15 protein-coding genes and 1 pseudogene are annotated in these 18,348 nt (G+C 41.8%); 4 read left to right on the forward strand and 12 right to left on the reverse strand.

Annotated elements, in window-relative coordinates:
* Positions 1–24 precede the first annotated feature (24 nt).
* The 10 genes from H8S40_RS10215 to H8S40_RS10260 form a co-directional block, all read right to left on the reverse strand.
* The gene (locus tag H8S40_RS10215; protein WP_186865659.1) at positions 25–576 is read right to left on the reverse strand and encodes a hypothetical protein; all 552 of its coding nucleotides are present in this window, start codon (positions 574–576) and stop codon (positions 25–27) included.
* Entirely contained in the window at positions 567–1,211 is a 645-nt protein-coding gene (locus H8S40_RS10220) for a DnaJ domain-containing protein (RefSeq protein WP_022074562.1), read from the reverse strand. The genes H8S40_RS10215 and H8S40_RS10220 overlap by 10 nt, the downstream gene beginning before the upstream one ends.
* Positions 1,212–1,280: 69 nt before the next feature.
* Positions 1,281–2,123: a DUF5685 family protein gene (locus H8S40_RS10225; protein ID WP_022074561.1), complete on the reverse strand. Its 843-nt coding sequence runs from the start codon at positions 2,121–2,123 to the stop codon at positions 1,281–1,283.
* A 3-nt stretch (positions 2,124–2,126) separates the two neighbouring features.
* Positions 2,127–3,623: a glycerol kinase GlpK gene (gene glpK / locus H8S40_RS10230; RefSeq protein ID WP_022074560.1), complete on the reverse strand. Its 1,497-nt coding sequence runs from the start codon at positions 3,621–3,623 to the stop codon at positions 2,127–2,129.
* A gap of 132 nt (positions 3,624–3,755) precedes the next feature.
* Positions 3,756–7,304 carry a pyruvate:ferredoxin (flavodoxin) oxidoreductase gene (gene nifJ, locus H8S40_RS10235; protein WP_186865205.1) on the reverse strand — a complete coding sequence of 1,183 codons (3,549 nt, stop codon included), beginning with the start codon at positions 7,302–7,304 and terminating at the stop codon, positions 3,756–3,758.
* A gap of 278 nt (positions 7,305–7,582) precedes the next feature.
* Positions 7,583–8,443, reverse strand: a complete 861-nt coding sequence (gene lgt / locus H8S40_RS10240; RefSeq protein ID WP_186865206.1) for a prolipoprotein diacylglyceryl transferase — start codon at positions 8,441–8,443, stop codon at positions 7,583–7,585.
* Positions 8,444–8,500: 57 nt separating this feature from the next.
* Positions 8,501–9,598: a redox-regulated ATPase YchF gene (gene ychF, locus H8S40_RS10245; protein WP_121055553.1), complete on the reverse strand. Its 1,098-nt coding sequence runs from the start codon at positions 9,596–9,598 to the stop codon at positions 8,501–8,503.
* 255 nt (positions 9,599–9,853) lie between these two features.
* Complete coding sequence (locus tag H8S40_RS10250) at positions 9,854–10,039, reverse strand: hypothetical protein (RefSeq protein ID WP_186865207.1); 186 nt, start codon at positions 10,037–10,039, stop codon at positions 9,854–9,856.
* Positions 10,040–10,597: 558 nt separating this feature from the next.
* Positions 10,598–12,070, reverse strand: a complete 1,473-nt coding sequence (locus H8S40_RS10255) for a glycoside hydrolase family 3 protein (RefSeq protein ID WP_243238229.1) — start codon at positions 12,068–12,070, stop codon at positions 10,598–10,600.
* A 46-nt stretch (positions 12,071–12,116) separates the two neighbouring features.
* Positions 12,117–12,917: a helix-turn-helix domain-containing protein gene (locus H8S40_RS10260; protein ID WP_186865208.1), complete on the reverse strand. Its 801-nt coding sequence runs from the start codon at positions 12,915–12,917 to the stop codon at positions 12,117–12,119.
* Between the two features lie 162 nt (positions 12,918–13,079).
* Here H8S40_RS10260 and H8S40_RS16440 point away from each other — a divergent pair, with 162 nt between their 5' ends.
* The 4 genes and pseudogenes from H8S40_RS16440 to H8S40_RS10280 all read left to right on the forward strand — a co-directional run bounded on the left by H8S40_RS16440 (position 13,080) and on the right by H8S40_RS10280 (position 16,276).
* Positions 13,080–13,460: a replication initiator protein A gene (locus H8S40_RS16440; RefSeq protein ID WP_366482456.1), complete on the forward strand. Its 381-nt coding sequence runs from the start codon at positions 13,080–13,082 to the stop codon at positions 13,458–13,460.
* 185 nt (positions 13,461–13,645) lie between these two features.
* Complete coding sequence (gene mobV / locus H8S40_RS10270; protein ID WP_186865209.1) at positions 13,646–14,587, forward strand: MobV family relaxase; 942 nt, start codon at positions 13,646–13,648, stop codon at positions 14,585–14,587.
* Positions 14,588–14,657: 70 nt separating this feature from the next.
* The gene (locus H8S40_RS10275; RefSeq protein WP_186865210.1) at positions 14,658–14,849 is read left to right on the forward strand and encodes a hypothetical protein; all 192 of its coding nucleotides are present in this window, start codon (positions 14,658–14,660) and stop codon (positions 14,847–14,849) included.
* Positions 14,850–14,943: 94 nt separating this feature from the next.
* Positions 14,944–16,276: pseudogene (locus H8S40_RS10280) on the forward strand (recombinase family protein).
* 113 nt (positions 16,277–16,389) lie between these two features.
* On the opposite strand, the gene H8S40_RS10285 reads toward H8S40_RS10280, so the two are convergent.
* Positions 16,390–17,292: an ABC transporter permease gene (locus tag H8S40_RS10285; RefSeq protein ID WP_186865211.1), complete on the reverse strand. Its 903-nt coding sequence runs from the start codon at positions 17,290–17,292 to the stop codon at positions 16,390–16,392.
* Positions 17,292–18,203 carry an ABC transporter ATP-binding protein gene (locus H8S40_RS10290; protein WP_186865212.1) on the reverse strand — a complete coding sequence of 304 codons (912 nt, stop codon included), beginning with the start codon at positions 18,201–18,203 and terminating at the stop codon, positions 17,292–17,294. The genes H8S40_RS10285 and H8S40_RS10290 overlap by 1 nt, the downstream gene beginning before the upstream one ends.
* Between the last annotated feature and the right edge of the window lie 145 nt (positions 18,204–18,348).

Raw genomic sequence — 18,348 nt, forward strand, 5'->3', positions numbered from 1 at the left:
TTCCTCTTCCAAAAAAGGAAAGCCTTAATTGAAAAGCTTTCCTCTTATCTTATTCCAAATTATTCCTACTGCATAATCATATGCTTTATCATAGATAAATAAGCCAATCTGACCGGCAATCAACGCTCCAATCGTCATGCCTAAAGACAATTGTTTTCCAAATAATAATTTGCTGCATCCAAACACTGCCGGAATATACATCAAATTAAATATTGCATATTTAATCACCCATAATGCTACTTTGCATTGCTCTATGCTAAACATTGTATTATTTCCAAGCATCTTCCTAATCTGTCTCCAGACACTTTCTGACAATAATATATAAATTCCCATAGCGGCATAAGTAACTACATATAATTTATTTGGCACAACAATCACTCCAAGCAGTACTCCCGCCAAATAAAATGCACATCCTGTCTTCATACCAAATTCTCGGATTATAATTCCCACAAAAAATGACGCAAGTGCAAGAAAAAATACAGTATTCAATTCCAATATATTGCCTAGTAACATACTGACAATTGAAAATGCCAGCATCAAACCGCCAATCGCAATTTTCTTAGCTTTTACATGCATGGACAAAGATCGCCTCCCATACATTCACAAAGTGTATCTGCAATCCAAAGATCACAGCACGCATTTCCTGTTCCACAAGAATCCGTATTTCTTCCATAACCTGCTCCATATGGATTGTTCTGATAACGCTGTCCACTCCACTCTAGCTGGTTTAACAATCGACGATACTGTTGATTGTTCGGTTCCATATTTACGGCCTGATTCACTTGATCACGTGCAATCAGGTTATTTCCCATATTTGCATTAGCAACGGCACTTAAATAGTACCACTGGGCATCTCGGTTGTTCATTCCATTCAAAACATTCAACGCTTCCGGATATCGTCTTGCATTCAAATAATTATAGACAGCCTGTATCTGTGGATTCTGTTCTGTTCCATATCCACTATTATAGCTATATCCTCCGCCTTGATAGCCGCCATTAGACTGATATCCTCCCTGTGCACGCTGTCTCATAATCTCATCATAAGCTTCCTGCACTTCTTTAAATTTTTCTTCTGCCAAATCTGCCAGCGGATTATTCACATTCGCATCCGGGTGATATTTTCTCGTCATATCACGATATGCTCTTTTCACTTCATCATCTGAAGCATTTGGTGAAATCCCAAGTACTTCGTATGGATTCTTACTTGTCATTTAATACTCCATTCTATTATGTTTCTATCAATGTAACGTTACAATCATATACTACTTTTAAAAAAAAGTCTACTTTCTATCCGCTTTTTTCTCTTCTTTTTCCATCTGTTTTTTTCGATATTTCGTCCAGACACCTGCGTATAAAATATTTCGCAATATCTCCACATCAACCAGACACGGTAACTGCTCAAATGCTGTACTACATTCCGCAATCATCATTTGAAGCATCTGGTAGCATTTTTCTTCAAAATTTTCTTCAAAACGCAATATCTTCAACGGATTATAACATTTCTCTTTCATATCCTTTTGCAAATCGTCATATGCATCCATAATATAAATGAATTTTCCGAGGAAGAACCCAACCTTCCTAAGCGTCGGTTCCCACATATCTTCCTTATACACAAGTAATTCTTCCATCAACCTTCCAAAACACCCTGCCGGTAAATCTATGTTCTGACAATTTTCCTTTTCGTACTCTGCCAACTTTTTTAGTTCTCTGCGAATCACTTGGCTTTGTCTTTTATATTTTTTCTCTATCTTCTTAGCTTTTCCATGAAGCGTTTTCGAAGCAAGTAATCCACTTACTTTCTTTTCATCTTGCCAGTTATCTATCATGTGATAATATGCAAGCAGCACATTCATATCTGCACAATATTCTGTAATCTCATTCTGGATCATCCACTGCTTTTTCACCGGGTGAGTCTTACATCTATGTGAAGAAGTCAGGCCTTTCACTTCATACAAGGACGTCAAAAGTATCACTGCAAATGTCATATCATATGTCAATGTCAGCTGACCTACATTCCCATGTCTCTCCTTTAAAGTCCGACACAATCCACAATAATATGAACGATATTTTCTCCAGTCCTTCATCTTCAATTCAGGTTCACAAATTGTCACATACCCAAACATTTTTTATTCCTCTTCTGCCCATCCATAAGAACGCTCTACCGCCCGCTTCCATCCACGGAGCATTTTGTCTCGTTTTTCACTTTCAATATTTGGCGTAAATGTGCGGTCAATTGCCCAATTCTTTACTACTTCTTCTTTATCTTTCCAATATCCCACTGCAAGTCCCGCCAGATAAGCTGCTCCCATCGCTGTTGTTTCTACACATTTTGGTCTGTTAACCGGAGCATCACTGACATTTGCCTGTGTCTGCATCAGGAAATTATTTGCACTTGCGCCTCCATCTACCTTTAATGTTGCCAGCTGCAAATCCGCATCTGACTTCATTGCCTGTAATACATCATTTACTTGATATGCTAAAGATTCCAAAGTTGCTCTTACAATGTGGTATTTATTTACTCCACGAGTCAATCCGACAATTGCCCCTCTTGCATATTGATCCCAATATGGGGCTCCCAACCCGGTAAATGCAGGAACAACATAACAGCCATTTGCATCTGGAACCTTCTGAGCCATATACTCTGTGTCAGATGCCGAATCGATCAATCGCAACTCATCTCGAAGCCACTGTATCGCTGCTCCTGCTACAAATATTGAGCCCTCCAGAGCATAATTCACCTTACCATCAATTCCCCAGGCAATTGTTGTAACCAGGCCATTTTCAGAAAACACCGGTGTCTCCCCTGTATTCATCAACAAAAAACATCCTGTTCCGTATGTATTTTTTGCTTCTCCTTTTTCAAAACAAGTCTGACCAAATAATGCCGCCTGCTGATCTCCTGCCGCTCCTGCAATTGGGATACGTCCGCCGAAAAATGATGGGTCTGTCTCGCCATAAATCTCACTGGATGGTTTTGCCTGTGGAAGCATGCTTTTCGGAATCCCAAGTTCTGCCAGAATTTCTTCATCCCATTCTAAAGTATTAATATTGAACATCATTGTCCGGGATGCATTGGAATAATCTGTTACGTGAACAGCGCCCCTTGTCAGCTTCCATATCAGCCAGGTTTCTACTGTTCCAAACAAAAGTTCTCCACGCTCTGCACGCTCTCTTGCGCCCTCCACATTATCTAATATCCATTTTACCTTTGTTCCGGAAAAATATGCATCAATGACCAATCCTGTTTTCTTACGAAATGTCTCTGTAAGTCCTTTTTCTTTCAATTCATCACAATATCTGGATGTACGTCTGCATTGCCACACGATTGCATGATAGATTGGTTTTCCAGTGTTTTTATCCCACACAATGGTTGTCTCACGCTGGTTTGTAATACCAATTGCCGCAATTTCTTCTGCCGATACACCAATTTTATTCATTGCATCACGTGCCACCTGCAGCTGTGTTGACCAGATTTCTCCTGCATCATGTTCAACCCATCCCGGTTTTGGAAAATACTGTGTAAATTCTTTTTGTGCTACACTACACATCTCGCCTTTTTCATTAAATAAAATGCATCTGTTGCTAGTAGTTCCGGCATCTAACGCCATAATATATTTCCCCATATTTTTTCTCCTGTTCTATCTAATCCGTTCTTTTCAATCTATTTTATATTATAACGTATTGCATAAAAAAAGACCAGCATGTTTCCATGCCGGTCTCTCTTTAATCACCGATTCTCATCGAGTAATTTATTCTTATTTCTCTTCTTCTCCATAGAGTGTGATTAACTTCTTCAGGTAATCATATCTCTCTGCTGCTTCCTGCTCATTGATTGCGAACAGTTTGTCAGCTTTTTCTGGATTAGCTCTCTTCAGAGCGTTGTAACGAACTTCTCCGTTCAGGAAGTCCTGATATCCTTCCATCTTAGGCTCTTTACTATCAAGAGTAAACTTATTGCCTTCAGCAGCTGGATTGAATCTGAAGTTGTTCCAGTATCCGCATTCTACTGCAAGCTGTTCCTCTGTCATAGCTTTGCTCATACCCTTCTTAATACCATGGTTGATACATGGAGCGTATGCGATGATAAGTGATGGTCCTGGATAAGCCTCTGCCTCTGCAATTGCTTTTACAGTCTGATTGAAATCAGCACCCATAGCAATCTGTGCAACATATACATAACCATAGCTCATAGCCATGCTTGCAAGGTCTTTCTTCTTAGTCTCTTTTCCGCCTGCTGCGAACTGAGCTGTAGCACCAGTCTTAGTAGCTTTAGAAGACTGTCCACCTGTATTAGAATATACCTCTGTATCGAATACCATGATATTGATATCTTTCTTACTTGCAAGAACGTGGTCAACACCACCAAATCCGATATCGTAAGCCCATCCGTCTCCACCGAAGATCCACTGAGATTTCTTAGACAGGTAGTCTTTCATCTTCAGTACTTCAGCTCTTTCTTCAAGGTCACATGAGCATGCTTCCAATGCTGCTACAAGTTTATCTGTTGCTGCACCATTAGCTGCTCCATTTGTAAATGTATCAAGATATTCTTTTGCTGCTGCTTTTACATCTTCTTTTTCAGCAACTTCAGCAATCTTCTCTACTTTACCTTTCAATCTGTCTCTGATTGTATTCTGTGCAAGAAGCATACCATAACCAAACTCAGCATTATCTTCGAAGAGTGAGTTAGACCAAGCTGGTCCTTTTCCTTCTGGAGTTACTGTGTAAGGTGTTGATGGTGAAGAGTTACCCCAGATTGAAGAACATCCTGTTGCATTTGCAATGTACATTCTATCTCCGAATAACTGTGTAATTAATTTAGCGTAAGGTGTCTCACCACATCCAGCACAAGCTCCTGAGAACTCAAGCAATGGCTGTTTGAACTGACTTCCTTTCACTGTTTCTGGTTTGAACTTAGCAACAACTTCTGGTTTTACAGGAATCTCTGTACCGAAATCGAAGTACTGCTGTTCTCCAGCGTTCTCTTCCATGTTTGCCATTGTAAGAGCTTTTTCACCCTTCTTACCTGGACAAACGTTAGCACAAGATCCACATCCTGTACAGTCATAAGCTGAAACAGTCATTGTGAATTTCATTCCTGGCATACCGATCATATCCAGTGTCTTGATTCCTTCTGGAGCTTTTGCAGCTTCTTCTTCTGTAAGAGCTACCGGACGGATAACTGCGTGTGGACATACATATGCACAACGGTTACACTGAATACATGTATCTGGATTCCATACTGGAATATCTACTGCGATACCACGTTTCTCATATGCAGATGTTCCTGATGGTGTAGAACCATCTACATAATCTGCAAATGCAGATACTGGAAGTGTATTACCTTCCTGAGCATTTACTTTAGCCTGGATATTCTTAGCAAATGATACGGCATCTTTTCTTCCTGCTTCATCTACATGTGGAGCGAAAAGACCTTCATCATCTGCATCTTTCCAGCTTTCTGGAACTTCGATGGCTACTACCTGTTTTGCACCGGCATCAATAGCATCGTAGTTCATCTGTACAATCTTGTCACCTTTTCTTCCGTAAGTAGCTTTTGCTGCTTTCTTCATAAGGTCAATTGCTTCTTCCTCTGGAATAATAGCTGCCAGTTTGAAGAATGCTGACTGGAGAACTGTATTGATACGTCCGCCAAGTCCGATTTCTTTACCAATCTTGATACCATCGATTGTATAAAGTTTGATGTCATGGTTAGCAATAAAAGCTTTCACCTGTCCTGGTAAATGCTCCTCAAGACCTTCCATATCCCATGGGCAGTTCAGAAGGAATGTACCACCGTCAACTAATTCCTGAACCATGTTGTATTTATTTACATATGATGGGTTATGACATGCAACAAAGTTTGCCTGGTGAATCAAATAAGTTGATTTGATTGGTGATTTACCAAAACGCAGGTGAGACATTGTTACACCACCAGACTTCTTAGAATCATAGTCAAAGTAAGCCTGTGCATACATGTCTGTATTGTCACCGATAATCTTGATAGAGTTCTTGTTAGCACCTACAGTACCATCTGCTCCAAGGCCCCAGAACTTACAGTTGATTGTTCCTTCTGGTGTTGTAACAAGTGGTTTGCCTGTCTCTAATGACAGATTTGTAACATCATCAACGATACCAAGTGTAAATCTTGGTTTTTCATCATTGTTATATACTGCTACGATCTGTGCAGGTGTTGTATCTTTAGAACCTAATCCATAACGTCCTGAGAATACAGGTACTGCATCGAATTTAGATCCTTTAAGTGCTGCAACTACATCTAAATACAGTGGCTCGCCAAGTGATCCTGGCTCTTTTGTTCTGTCAAGAACAGAAATCTTCTTAACGCTGTCCGGAATAGCTGCGATCAAAGCTTCTGCGCTGAATGGTCTGTAAAGACGAACTTTAACAACACCCACTTTTTCTCCGGCTTTTGTTAAGTAATCAATTGTCTCTTCGATTGTGTCACAAACAGATCCCATAGCAACGATAATGTGCTCAGCATCTTCTGCTCCATAGTAGTTGAACAGTTTGTAATCTGTTCCGATCTTCTCGTTAACTTTGTCCATATATTTCTGAACAACGCCTGGAAGAGCATCATAATATGGGTTACATGCTTCTCTTGCCTGGAAGAAGATATCTGGGTTCTGAGCTGAACCTCTCTGACATGGGTGATTTGGATTCAGTGCATGTGCACGGAATTCGTCAACTGCATCCATGTTAACCATATCTTTCAGATCTTCGTAATCCCATGTCTCGATTTTCTGAATCTCATGAGATGTTCTGAATCCATCAAAGAAGTTAATGAATGGAAGTTTTCCTTCCAATGCTGCACAGTGTGCTACTGGTGTTAAATCCATAACTTCCTGAACACTTGACTCACAAAGCATAGCAGCACCTGTCTGACGACAAGCATAAACATCTGAATGATCTCCGAAAATGTTCAATGCGTGGCTTGCCAACGCACGAGCAGATACGTTGAATACACCTGGTAACTGCTCTCCTGCAACTTTATATAAGTTAGGAATCATAAGAAGTAATCCCTGTGATGCTGTAAATGTTGTTGTCAATGCTCCGGCTGATAAGGAACCATGTACTGCTCCTGCTGCTCCTGCCTCTGACTGCATCTCTGTTACCTGTACAGTCTGTCCGAAAATATTCTCTCTACCTTCTGTAGCCCATTCGTCAACGTGCTCTGGCATAACAGATGATGGTGTAATAGGGTAAATAGCTGCAACTTCTGTATAAGCATATGAAACGTGAGCTGCTGCCTGGTTACCATCCATGGTCTTCATTTTTCTTGCCATTTCTTGTTCCTCCTTAAATAGTACATTGCAAAAAGTTATTCTTTCACATGTAAATTTATTATATCTCTAAATTCTTCAAAAGTCTATAGAATCCCTTCTGGTTTTTGTTTCTTTTCCGATACATTGAACAAAAAATGTATTATTTCATCACATCTTTATGACATATTTGTTAACAAAATGACAAGCCTGGTGTGAAAAGTCGCTTTCTTTTTCCTTATATGACCTTTTAGTAAATAGAAAAAACATGCAGCACACTCTTCGCACACTGCATGTTTCTTCTACTTCTTTTTCGTATATCTGATTTTCTGAACCATCAAAATTATTCCTGTGGTTGCGACAATAAGCGCTGCCAAAAGCTGTGATACCGGAACTCCAATTCTGTGCAATATCAATTGATCTGTACGAAGTCCTTCAATCCAGACTCTTCCAAGGCCATATCCAAACAAATACATCAAGAATAATTCTCCATTATATTTTTTGTGCTTTCTATACAGGAACAAAACAAGTAATACACAAGCACACCAGAATGATTCGTATAAAAATGTCGGATGCACTTGAATGTACTGAGCACCACGAATTGTCTGTACATGTGCCCACATTTTCTCTGTAATGTCACTGTCTCTTACCGCATCTACCGGAAGTCTCATAGCAAACAGTGAATCGGTATATTCACCAAACGCTTCACGATTAAAGAAATTTCCCCATCGTCCAAGCATCTGACCATTTACCAATGACATTGCAATCGTATCAAAGATCAGTGGAGCGCTGATTTTTTTCACTTTTGCACAAATTAAGACTGCAATAACTGCACCGATCACACCGCCATAAATCGCAAGACCGCCTTCTCTCAGATTAAAGACATCTAATATATTGTCCTTATACATATCCCATGAAAATATAACATAATAAATTCTAGCTCCGGCAATTCCTACAATCACGCCAAAAATCCCCATATCGAGATAATCTTCCGGATTCTGTCCTGTCCGCTTTGCTTCTCTTGTTGCAATCCAAAAGCCAAGCATAATTGCTGTTCCTATGATGATTCCATAATATGCGATATCAAATCCATGCAGCGAAATCACTTTTCCAACATGATCAAATGTTATTCCCAAATTTGGGAAACTGATATCATAATGCATTCTTTTTCTCCTCTATCCAGCTGATTCCATTATTCAAGTCGAATATTTTTCTACAAGTTATACATTAAAACGGAATACGATGATATCTCCATCCTGTACGACATAATCTTTACCTTCCAGACGTACAAGACCTTTTTCTCTTGCTGCAGCATGTGTTCCACATGCGATCAGATCATCATAACTTACGATTTCTGCACGAATAAATCCTCTTTCAAAATCAGAATGAATCTTACCTGCTGCCTGTGGAGCTTTTGTTCCTTTCTTGATTGTCCATGCACGAACCTCAGGCTCTCCGGCTGTCAAATAGCTGATCAGTCCAAGCAGGCTGTAACTTGCTTTGATCAGTTTTTCCAGTCCGGATTCCGATAATCCAAGATCCTCTAAGAACATCTTCTTCTCTTCATCATCCAATTCTGCGATTTCCTGCTCAATCTGAGCACATACAACAAATACTTCAAAGCCTTCTTGTGCTGCATACTCTCGTACTGCCTGCACTCCTGCATTCTGAGCACCATCATCTGCCAGGTCATCCTCGCATACATTTGCCGCAAAAATAACTGGTTTAGCTGTCAGAAGATTATAACTGTCGATTAATTCCTGCTCTTCATCAGACTCTGCCTCAAAGCTCTTAGCCAGTCTATTATCTTCCAGATGTGCTTTCATTCTGTTCAACAGCTCTAATTCTTTCGCTGCTTCTTTATCGTTTCTTGCAACCTTTGTTGTCTTAGCAATTCTTCTCTCCAAAATCTCAAGATCAGAAAAAATCAATTCTAAATTGATTGTCTCAATATCACGCAGAGGATTGATACTTCCATCTACATGCACAATATTACTGTCCTCAAAACATCTTACTACATGCACGATAGCATCTACTTCACGGATATTAGCAAGGAACTGGTTTCCAAGTCCTTCTCCTTTTGAGGCTCCTTTTACAAGACCTGCAATATCAACGAATTCAATTACCGCCGGAACGATTTTCTTTGTGTTATACATCTCTCCCAATACATTCAGACGTTCATCCGGAACAGTAACAACACCGACATTCGGATCGATTGTACAGAATGGATAGTTTGCTGACTCTGCTCCTGCTTTTGTTAATGAATTAAATAATGTACTTTTTCCTACGTTTGGTAAACCAACGATTCCTAATTTCATCTTTTATATTTCCTCCTATAAATCCTTTGATTCTTTTCTTTTTGTTTTTTAGTATAGTAACTGCTTCTTCTGTTAAGGGTATCGTTCGATAACCTGATTTACTCTTTGGTTCTCCGCTACGCCACTCCTTTTCACTGTAACGGTATTCTATACTTCTCTTTCCAAACCGATCTACAAATCTGGCTGAGTATAATCTCGTACTTTCCTGGGATATTCCCTTGTCAAGTTCTTTGCCTTTTAAATCTTTTCCATATTTCAGCTTCTTTCATAAGAAGCCCTAATACAGTACCTTGTATTATACCATAGCATCTTATTTTTGTGAATATTCATTTTTATATCATCCTCTTCGGGCGTACGGTCGGTTTTATTTGCCAGTCCCTTTCCGGCGGTTTTAACCATGACATTCATCATGAAACGATACGCTCCATGAAGCTTCTTCACATCAAAGTTCCCCTGTAACGTAAATAAAGGAATCCTGTGCTTCCGGTATTTGATGTATATATGATTGCTTTCATTCTTCTAACCTCCCATAACATAAATGACGCAGTACAAAACTGTAATATTACAATCTGCACTGCGTCTTAGCGTCTGGCTTAGGTCAGTTTACAAGGAACTACACGCAGACCACGAAACGGGGGCTGCTGACAACAAATAAAGGCTGAGTATCAAGCACCGGGAAAGTGCGAGATATTCAGCCTGTTTTGTTGTCCTGGGTTTCCAAAGGGGCTTGCCCCTTGGCACACGACTTTACTTGCAAAGTGTAGTGTGTTATACGCTCTGTCGGCGTTGCTGCGAAAATAAGGTTGCCGCCGGGGAGGGCAAAGGCGTTTGAAGCAGCAGGAAAACAGGGTTGTGATTGCGTGACGTGGAGCCGCAAGCGCAGGACTGGTTTCATCAGCAGACGGGGCGTATATGAAAGTCCCCGTTCCTCGTTCTACACCGAACTTGTGGACACACTCCCGTAAAAACTGAAATTTTAGACTATTTGTAAATAAACCTTTATATTATCCCAAGTGAAATTTTTAATTCTAATATGCGTAAAACAGATTCATCGATTCGTTCCTCTGTAATTTCTCCCTGTTTGACTGCTTCAAGTATGGCTGGAATTTGCACCTCAAAATCTGTGCAGCATAACATATCATTTCCTGCCTTCACAGCTTGAACTGCAATTTTTGTGTCTTCTGCAAAATTGCGCACACCATCCATAGCTAAGTCATCTGTAATAATAACTCCAGTAAATTTTAATTCTTCCCGCAGGATTTTGTGTACCTGTGAAGACAGCGAAGCAGGGGTTTGACTATCCATGCAGGATACCACATTATGAGAAACTAATACCATATTGGCTCCAGAATCAATTCCTGCTTGAAACGGCAAGAAATCTGAGTTCAAAAATGTTTCATAGGTGCGATTATCATAAGCAATACCTGTATGTGTATCCACATTATTTCCGTACCCGGGGAAATGCTTTAGGACGCTCCCCATACCTTCTTGAAACATGGTTTGCACAACTAAGTGGACATAAGCGGCAGTTTGCTCTGCGTTCTGTCCAAAACTCCGGTCATAAATAAAATCCTCTGGATTTTGCGAAACATCGCAGATTGGGGCAAAGTTCAAATTAATCCCCAAACTATTCAATAATTCACATTTTTCTTGTGTGTCACTTTGAATCAAATCAAAGCCACCTTCAGCATAGAGTTCTTGAGGGGACCAGAAAGGCACAGCTCGCAAATTAGGGTTTGTGCTAACACGGTTGACAGTGCCTCCTTCTTCATCTACTCCGATAAACATGGGAATTTTTGCTGCACTTTGGTAACTTTGAATATTCTGGATAATTTCATCTCTTGTTTTTCCAGAAAAGTCTCGGCTAAAAAGAATATAACCTCCAAGATTATACTCCTTTACCTTCTGTACGCTATTTATTTCGGGACAGCGTGCAATAAACATCTGTCCAACTTTTTCTTCCAGCGTCATTGCATTTAGAATTTCTTGTGCTTTCTGTGTCACGGAAGCAGAAGGGGGACTTGGCTCTGTTTCACCAATTGTTGGTTCAGGATTTTCGGTATTCAAACTGGAATCTGTAACCGTAATGGAAAGTAATTCAACCTCTTGTACAGATGCATTCAAATCCAATTTGCCATGATATGAAACTGTCACTGGATTCCCAATCACTATTCCTGTCTCACCAGTTGAAATATTTACACCTTCTGTTCCAAAATAATATTCACGATTATCCTCACCTTGAACAGTTAGAGTATTCATTGTTGCATCTTTTACAGTTCCTCGAAGCTCTTGTGCAGGTTCAGTTGTACTTGAATTTCCAATAATTTCTATTGTTGCCTCAGACGAGTTTTCCAACAAAATATTATTTACTTTATGCAAACTGGCTATCGCAATGCCTGCACATACAAGAAGCAAGATAATCACACTAAAAATAAGCACTTTATTCCTTTTTTCTTTTTTTACCCGTTTCATGTAATCCTCCTGATTGTTTTATAAAACTACATATATTTTTCTGCAATTATTTTCCTACCTGCTCCATCATCCTCTTTGCCAACTGCCGGAACTGTTCCGCCATTTCCTCGTCCATCGGAAGAAACTTCCCAATCTGTCCGGCAATCATAGCAGTTACATCGTCCATAGAAAGCAGCTCCTGCTGGTGGTCTTTCATGGTTTCCTGCATGGTTCGGAACATAGCGGCGGTCACAGCTTCTCCTGGCTGTTCTCTGTTGTCCATATCTTTCTTAATATCTCGCAGGCTAGCAAGAAATACATTCTTGATTTTTTCAATTTCCGCTTCATGTTCTCCCATCTTCTGTGCGTTCAGAAGTTGCAAATCCTGTTTTGCTTCTGCCCGATGTTCCGGGTGTTCTTTCATCAGATTGGACAAGGAAGCCGTTGCCAGTTCAATCAGCTGATTTCGTGCCATGATACCCTTTGCCGCTGTGTCTTGAAAATAAATCCGTATCAAATCCATCAGTTTCGGGAAGTTCCTGTGTTCCAACAGACGGTTAAGGATTTGCACATCGACTGTACCTGCCACAAGCCCTCTCACAGCTCCCTCGGACAATCCTAATTCAGAAATATCATAACTTTTACGGACACTCAAGGTGGACAAGCCTAATATGTAGTCCGTTGATACCTTAAATTCCTTTGCCACGCCTATGAGAATATCGCTGCTGACCGTCTTTGTTTCCCCACTGACAATGCGGCTCAACTGGGAAGCAGATACGCCTATCTTCTCCGCAAGTTGCTTTTGAGAAATATGATTGCCGTTGCACAAATCAGAAATCCTTTGTCCGGGTGTTCCGGGTAAAGCCATACACAACACCACCTTTTCCTATTTCCCATTATACAAGAAAATTGCAGAACTGCAATTTTGAAATTGAATATTGCCCTAAAATGCAATTCTCGCAAGATTCCGGGAATTGCATTTTTTTCGTGTAGACTTAGGGTAGTTCATCGATGAACTGCACCTTGAAAAATGAATGACCATCCGAAAAGGAATACCCCGGCAGGGGAAGCACCGCAACGAGCCACTTCGGGACAAAATGTCCCGAAGTCCGGGGAGCGTGCCAACGCTGGAACACGCCGCAGGAATGGGGCAGGAAGCCTTTTCGGGGAGAACGGCTGGGCGGACGAATATGGGCGCATTTACCTCTACTATCCCATCAATGAGGTAGTGGAACTGCTCCACTGCGGGCGGCAGAAGGCGGTCAACACCCTGTGGGAGCTGCAATATGCCGGACTGGTGGAGATCCAGAAGCAGGGCTGTGGAAAACCCAACCGCATTTACCCCAAATCCTATGAAGCGGTTCCAAACACCGACTTCAAGAAATCCGGTTATGGTACGCCGGAGGACTGAAAACCGCACTCCACAAGTACGATAATCAATCCTCTTGAAGTACGAAAACCGGACGGTATATAGAAATACAGAGATTAAAACGATTTTATTTATATCTTATCCATTCCTATCCTATCTGAGATATTTTCTGCGGGATTTTCCTGTGGAAAAGTCCCGGAAAAGAACGGAATGGGGAAAGGAGTTTCATGGCACAACACGCAATCTTGCGATTTGAAAAACACAAAGGCAATCCGGCAAGACCGCTGGAAGCCCATCACGAACGGCAAAAGGAACAGTACGCCAGCAATCCCGACATTGACACAAGCCGGAGTAAATACAACTTCCATATCGTCAAGCCGGAGAGCCGCTATTACCATTTCATTCAGAGCCGCATTGAACAAGCCGGATGCCGCACCCGCAAGGATAGCACACGCTTTGTCGATACGCTGATAACCGCCAGCCCGGAGTTTTTCAAGAAAAAATCCCCAAAGGAGATACAGGCGTTTTTCCAGAGGGCGGCTGATTTCTTAATCGGGCGGGTAGGGAAAGAAAATATCGTGTCGGCGGTGGTACACATGGACGAGAAAACGCCCCACCTGCATTTGGTCTTTGTCCCGCTGACAGAGGACAACCGCCTGTGTGCAAAGGAGATTATTGGGAATAGAGCCAACCTCACAAAATGGCAGGACGATTTTCACGCCTATATGGTGGAGAAATATCCCGACTTGGAGCGTGGGGAAAGTGCCAGCAAGACAGGCAGGAAGCATATCCCCACCCGTTTGTTTAAGCAGGCGGTCAATCTCTCCAAACAGGCAAGAGCCATTGAAGCCACGCTGGACGGTATTACCCCGTTCAATGCCGGAAAGAAGAAAGAGGAATCCCTCTCCCTGCTGAAAAAGTGGTTTCCGCAGATGGAGAACTTCTCCGGACAGCTCAAAAAATACAAGGTCACGATAAACGACCTTTTGGCAGAAAATGAACAGTTGGAAGCCAGAGCCAAAGCCAGCGAAAAAGGCAAGATGAAAGATACGATGGAACGGGCAAAGCTGGAAAGCGAGCTGAAAGACATTCAGCGGCTGGTAGACCGTATCCCGCCGGAGGTGCTGGCAGAACTGAAACGGCAGCAGCGGCACACAAGGGAACGGTGATCGATGACAGAAAACATTTCACGCCGCGGTATGACGGCACTGCACTTTGAAAATTAAATACGGAGGTACTATGGAGCATATCAGATACAAGAAAGAAACCGAAGTCGTGACTTTTCAGGGAAAGGAAATCACGCTGGAAAATCTCTCCCCGGTGTTCACGCCGGAGCCGGAAGCGGCAAAACGCCGGGAGCTGGAACAGCAGCTTTATGAGGTGTTCCGCAAGTATGCCGACAAACGGCAGAGTGAGGAAGCCGGGGCATAAGGTTTTCCAAAGCCATCGTTGATTTGCGGGGCTGCTGACGGTATAATAAAGGTGTCAGCAGCTCCGTTTCTTTTTTAAGAAAAGGAGCGACAATATGAATAATCGAATAGACGCAATCTATGCAAGACAATCGGTAGACAAAAAGGACAGCATTTCCATTGAAAGCCAGATTGAATTTTGCAAATACGAGTTGAAAGGCGGTAACTGCAAGGAATACACAGACAAAGGGTACAGCGGCAAGAATACAGACCGTCCGAAGTTTCAAGAACTGGTGCGGGACATCAAGCGGGGCTTAATTGCAAAGGTCGTGGTTTACAAGCTCGACCGTATCAGCCGTTCCATTCTGGACTTTGCCAACATGATGGAGCTGTTCCAGCAGTACAATGTAGAGTTTGTGTCCTCTACGGAAAAGTTTGATACCTCCACCCCGATGGGGCGGGCGATGTTAAATATCTGTATCGTGTTCGCCCAGCTTGAGAGGGAAACCATACAGAAGCGAGTAACGGACGCTTACTATTCCCGCAGCCAGCGAGGTTTCAAGATGGGTGGGAAAGCCCCTTACGGCTTCCATACAGAGCCGATTAAGATGGACGGTATCAATACAAAAAAGCTGGTGGTAAATCCAGACGAAGCGGCAAATATCCGGCTGATGTTTGAGATGTATGCTCAGCCCACAACCTCCTACGGGGACATTACCCGGTACTTTGCCGAACAGGGGATTTTGTTCCATGGCAAAGAGCTGATACGCCCCACGCTGGCGCAGCTGTTACGCAATCCTGTCTATGTGCAGGCAGACCTTGATGTGTATGAGTTTTTCAAAAGTCAAGGGACGGTCATTGTCAATGACGCTGCCGATTTTACTGGCATGAACGGCTGCTATCTGTATCAAGGGCGGGAACTGCGGGTATGCCCTTATGAGTATCTTCAATTCCTCCGGCAAGCAATACCTTCGCTGTACGAAACGGCTGGACAATAAAAGCTGTGCCGGGTGCGGGAAAATCATCACTTCGGAGCTGGAAGCGGTTGTTTATCAGCAGATGGTAAAGAAACTGGCAAGCTACAAGACTCTGACAGGCAGAAAGAAAGCGGCAAAGGCAAACCCGAAAATTGCAGCACTGTAAGTGGAGCTTGCCCATGTGGACAGCGAGATTGAAAAGCTGGTGGACAGTCTGACGGGTGCAAACAATGTCCTGCTCTCCTATGTGAATGTGAAGATAGCGGAACTGGACGGGCGCAAGCAGGAACTTCTGGCGAGGATAGCGGAGCTGACGGTGGAAGCCATCAGCCCGGAACAGGTCAGCCAAATTTCCGGCTACCTCGACACTTGGGAGAATGTATCCTTTGACGACAAGCGGCGGGTGGTGGACTTGATGATTACCACCACAGCCGCTACAAGCGACAGCTTGAACATCACATGGAAAATCTGACGGGCGGAACCCCCGTCAGATACCTACCCTGTGTAGTCCCTTGTAAACTGTACTTTCCTTAACTATAAATTTTTCTGCATCGCCTAGCATTCTTAAAATTCAAGTCGAGCAGCCTATCGTCCGCCTTCACCCTCTGGCAACAATGTAACCACATAGTAAATAATTCCAAATATAGCTATGCTTCCCATCATAATGCCAATCATCTGATTTATACTCACCACATTTCCATGAAATACCGGATTGCAATCAAGCGTGTCTCTTATCGCTTCAACCATTTCATCCGGATAATGTTTTCTCTCCATCTCCTTGAAAACTCCGTGAAGCATATGATTCTTAATCAATGAAGTAGCATATGTACTCGGAAGATAAGACAGTGCCTTCTGAAGACCTGAACCAAAATTTGAAATCGGCATATAAGCACCACATATAAAACCATATCCTGCGCTGACAATTGTACCTACAGCTGAAAGCTGTCCCTGTGTTGTCAATGGAAAACTAATGATACTTGAAAGCGTACTTCCAAACAGGACGAGCAATATCATATCAAATAAAACCCAGAATACATCTGCTGCATTCATATACCATCCCATTTTCAGTAAATATCCCAGGCATAATACAAACGCAAGTCCATTGACCATCAATGAATTAGCAACTGTTGAAAGGAAATATCCCAAATATATTTTTCTCTTGCTGACAGGCGAAACATTAAAATCCTTCCTTGTTCCATTTGCCCTGTCCTGCACCATAGTCAGATTCACACAAAATGTTACAGTGATACAGCTCACTGCCATAAGTGATGCTGTCAGTTGTGCTGCCACGGTTCCATTAATAAGCTTATCCGAAATCGTAATCATATCCGGAATTGCCGCTGTAAAAGAATCTCTGAAAACCTTTGCAAGAAACGTAGCATACAGAACAATCAGAATGACGGGTGTGATCATTGATGTAAACAACATCCCTTTATCTTTAAAAAACAGTTTCCTGTTCCTGTTCATTAGTGCCAATACTGTTCTCATCAGCGTTCACCTCCAAGCTTCTTTCCTGTGACTGCAAGAAATACGTCATCCATACCGCCTTTTACTACTTCATAATCCGTGAATAAGTCCTGATGCTCTACAATAAGTCTCGTTGCTTCCTTCGTATTTCTTACTTTTAACTGATATCCGTCATGTATTTTTTTATATTCTCTGTTCAATGACTTTATTTCATCTTCGGAAACACCATAAACAGATACTATATCCTGTACATAATCATTTTTAAGTTCAAATGGTGTACCTTCCGCTGCAATACTTCCTTTGTCGAGAATCACAACATACCCGGCATTAGCAGCCTCTTCCATATAATGGGTGGTTAGAAATACTGTCATATTTTCATTTTTCTGAAGCTTCTCGATAACATTCCAGATTAACTGCCTTGTCTGCGGATCAAGCCCTGTAGTAGGTTCATCAAGAATCAAAATTTCCGGTCTGTGCAATAATGCACGGGCAATATCAATCCTTCTTCTCTGACCTCCCGACAGCTTACCTACAGGTCTGTTTAAAAACTCGTCAAAATCCAAAATCTCGACCAGTTCCTGTAATCTTTTATCAAAAGCATTTCCTGTAATGCCGTACAACGCAGCTCTGCTCATCAAGTTTTCTTTCACTGTAAGCGGTTTATCAAGCACACTATCCTGAAATACAACACCAAGCATCCGCTTTGTCTGTGCACTGGCTTTGTCAGTTTCTATTCCATTTACCAGAACAGTTCCACTGTCTTTTTTCAGCAGTCCACAGAGAATAGAAATCGTTGTGCTTTTCCCTGCACCGTTTACTCCAAGAAACGCAAACAATTCTCCTTTTTTCACACGAAAGCTCAAATCATTTACTGCTTTTACTTCGCCAAAGCTTTTATTCAGATGGCTGATTTTAATGATATCTGATTCCATATCTTCTCCTTTTTCATGCTGCTCCATATAATCAATAAATTGCTCTTTTCTCCCAAATCACCATAACAAATCCTGCGCTTTTGCTATAACATCAAGGATAACTCTATCTCATAATCTGCCTGAGGCTGATATTATATTTTTCCAT

This window comes from Ruminococcus hominis, assembly GCF_014287355.1.
Classification (GTDB): Bacteria; Bacillota; Clostridia; order Lachnospirales; family Lachnospiraceae; genus Schaedlerella; species Schaedlerella hominis.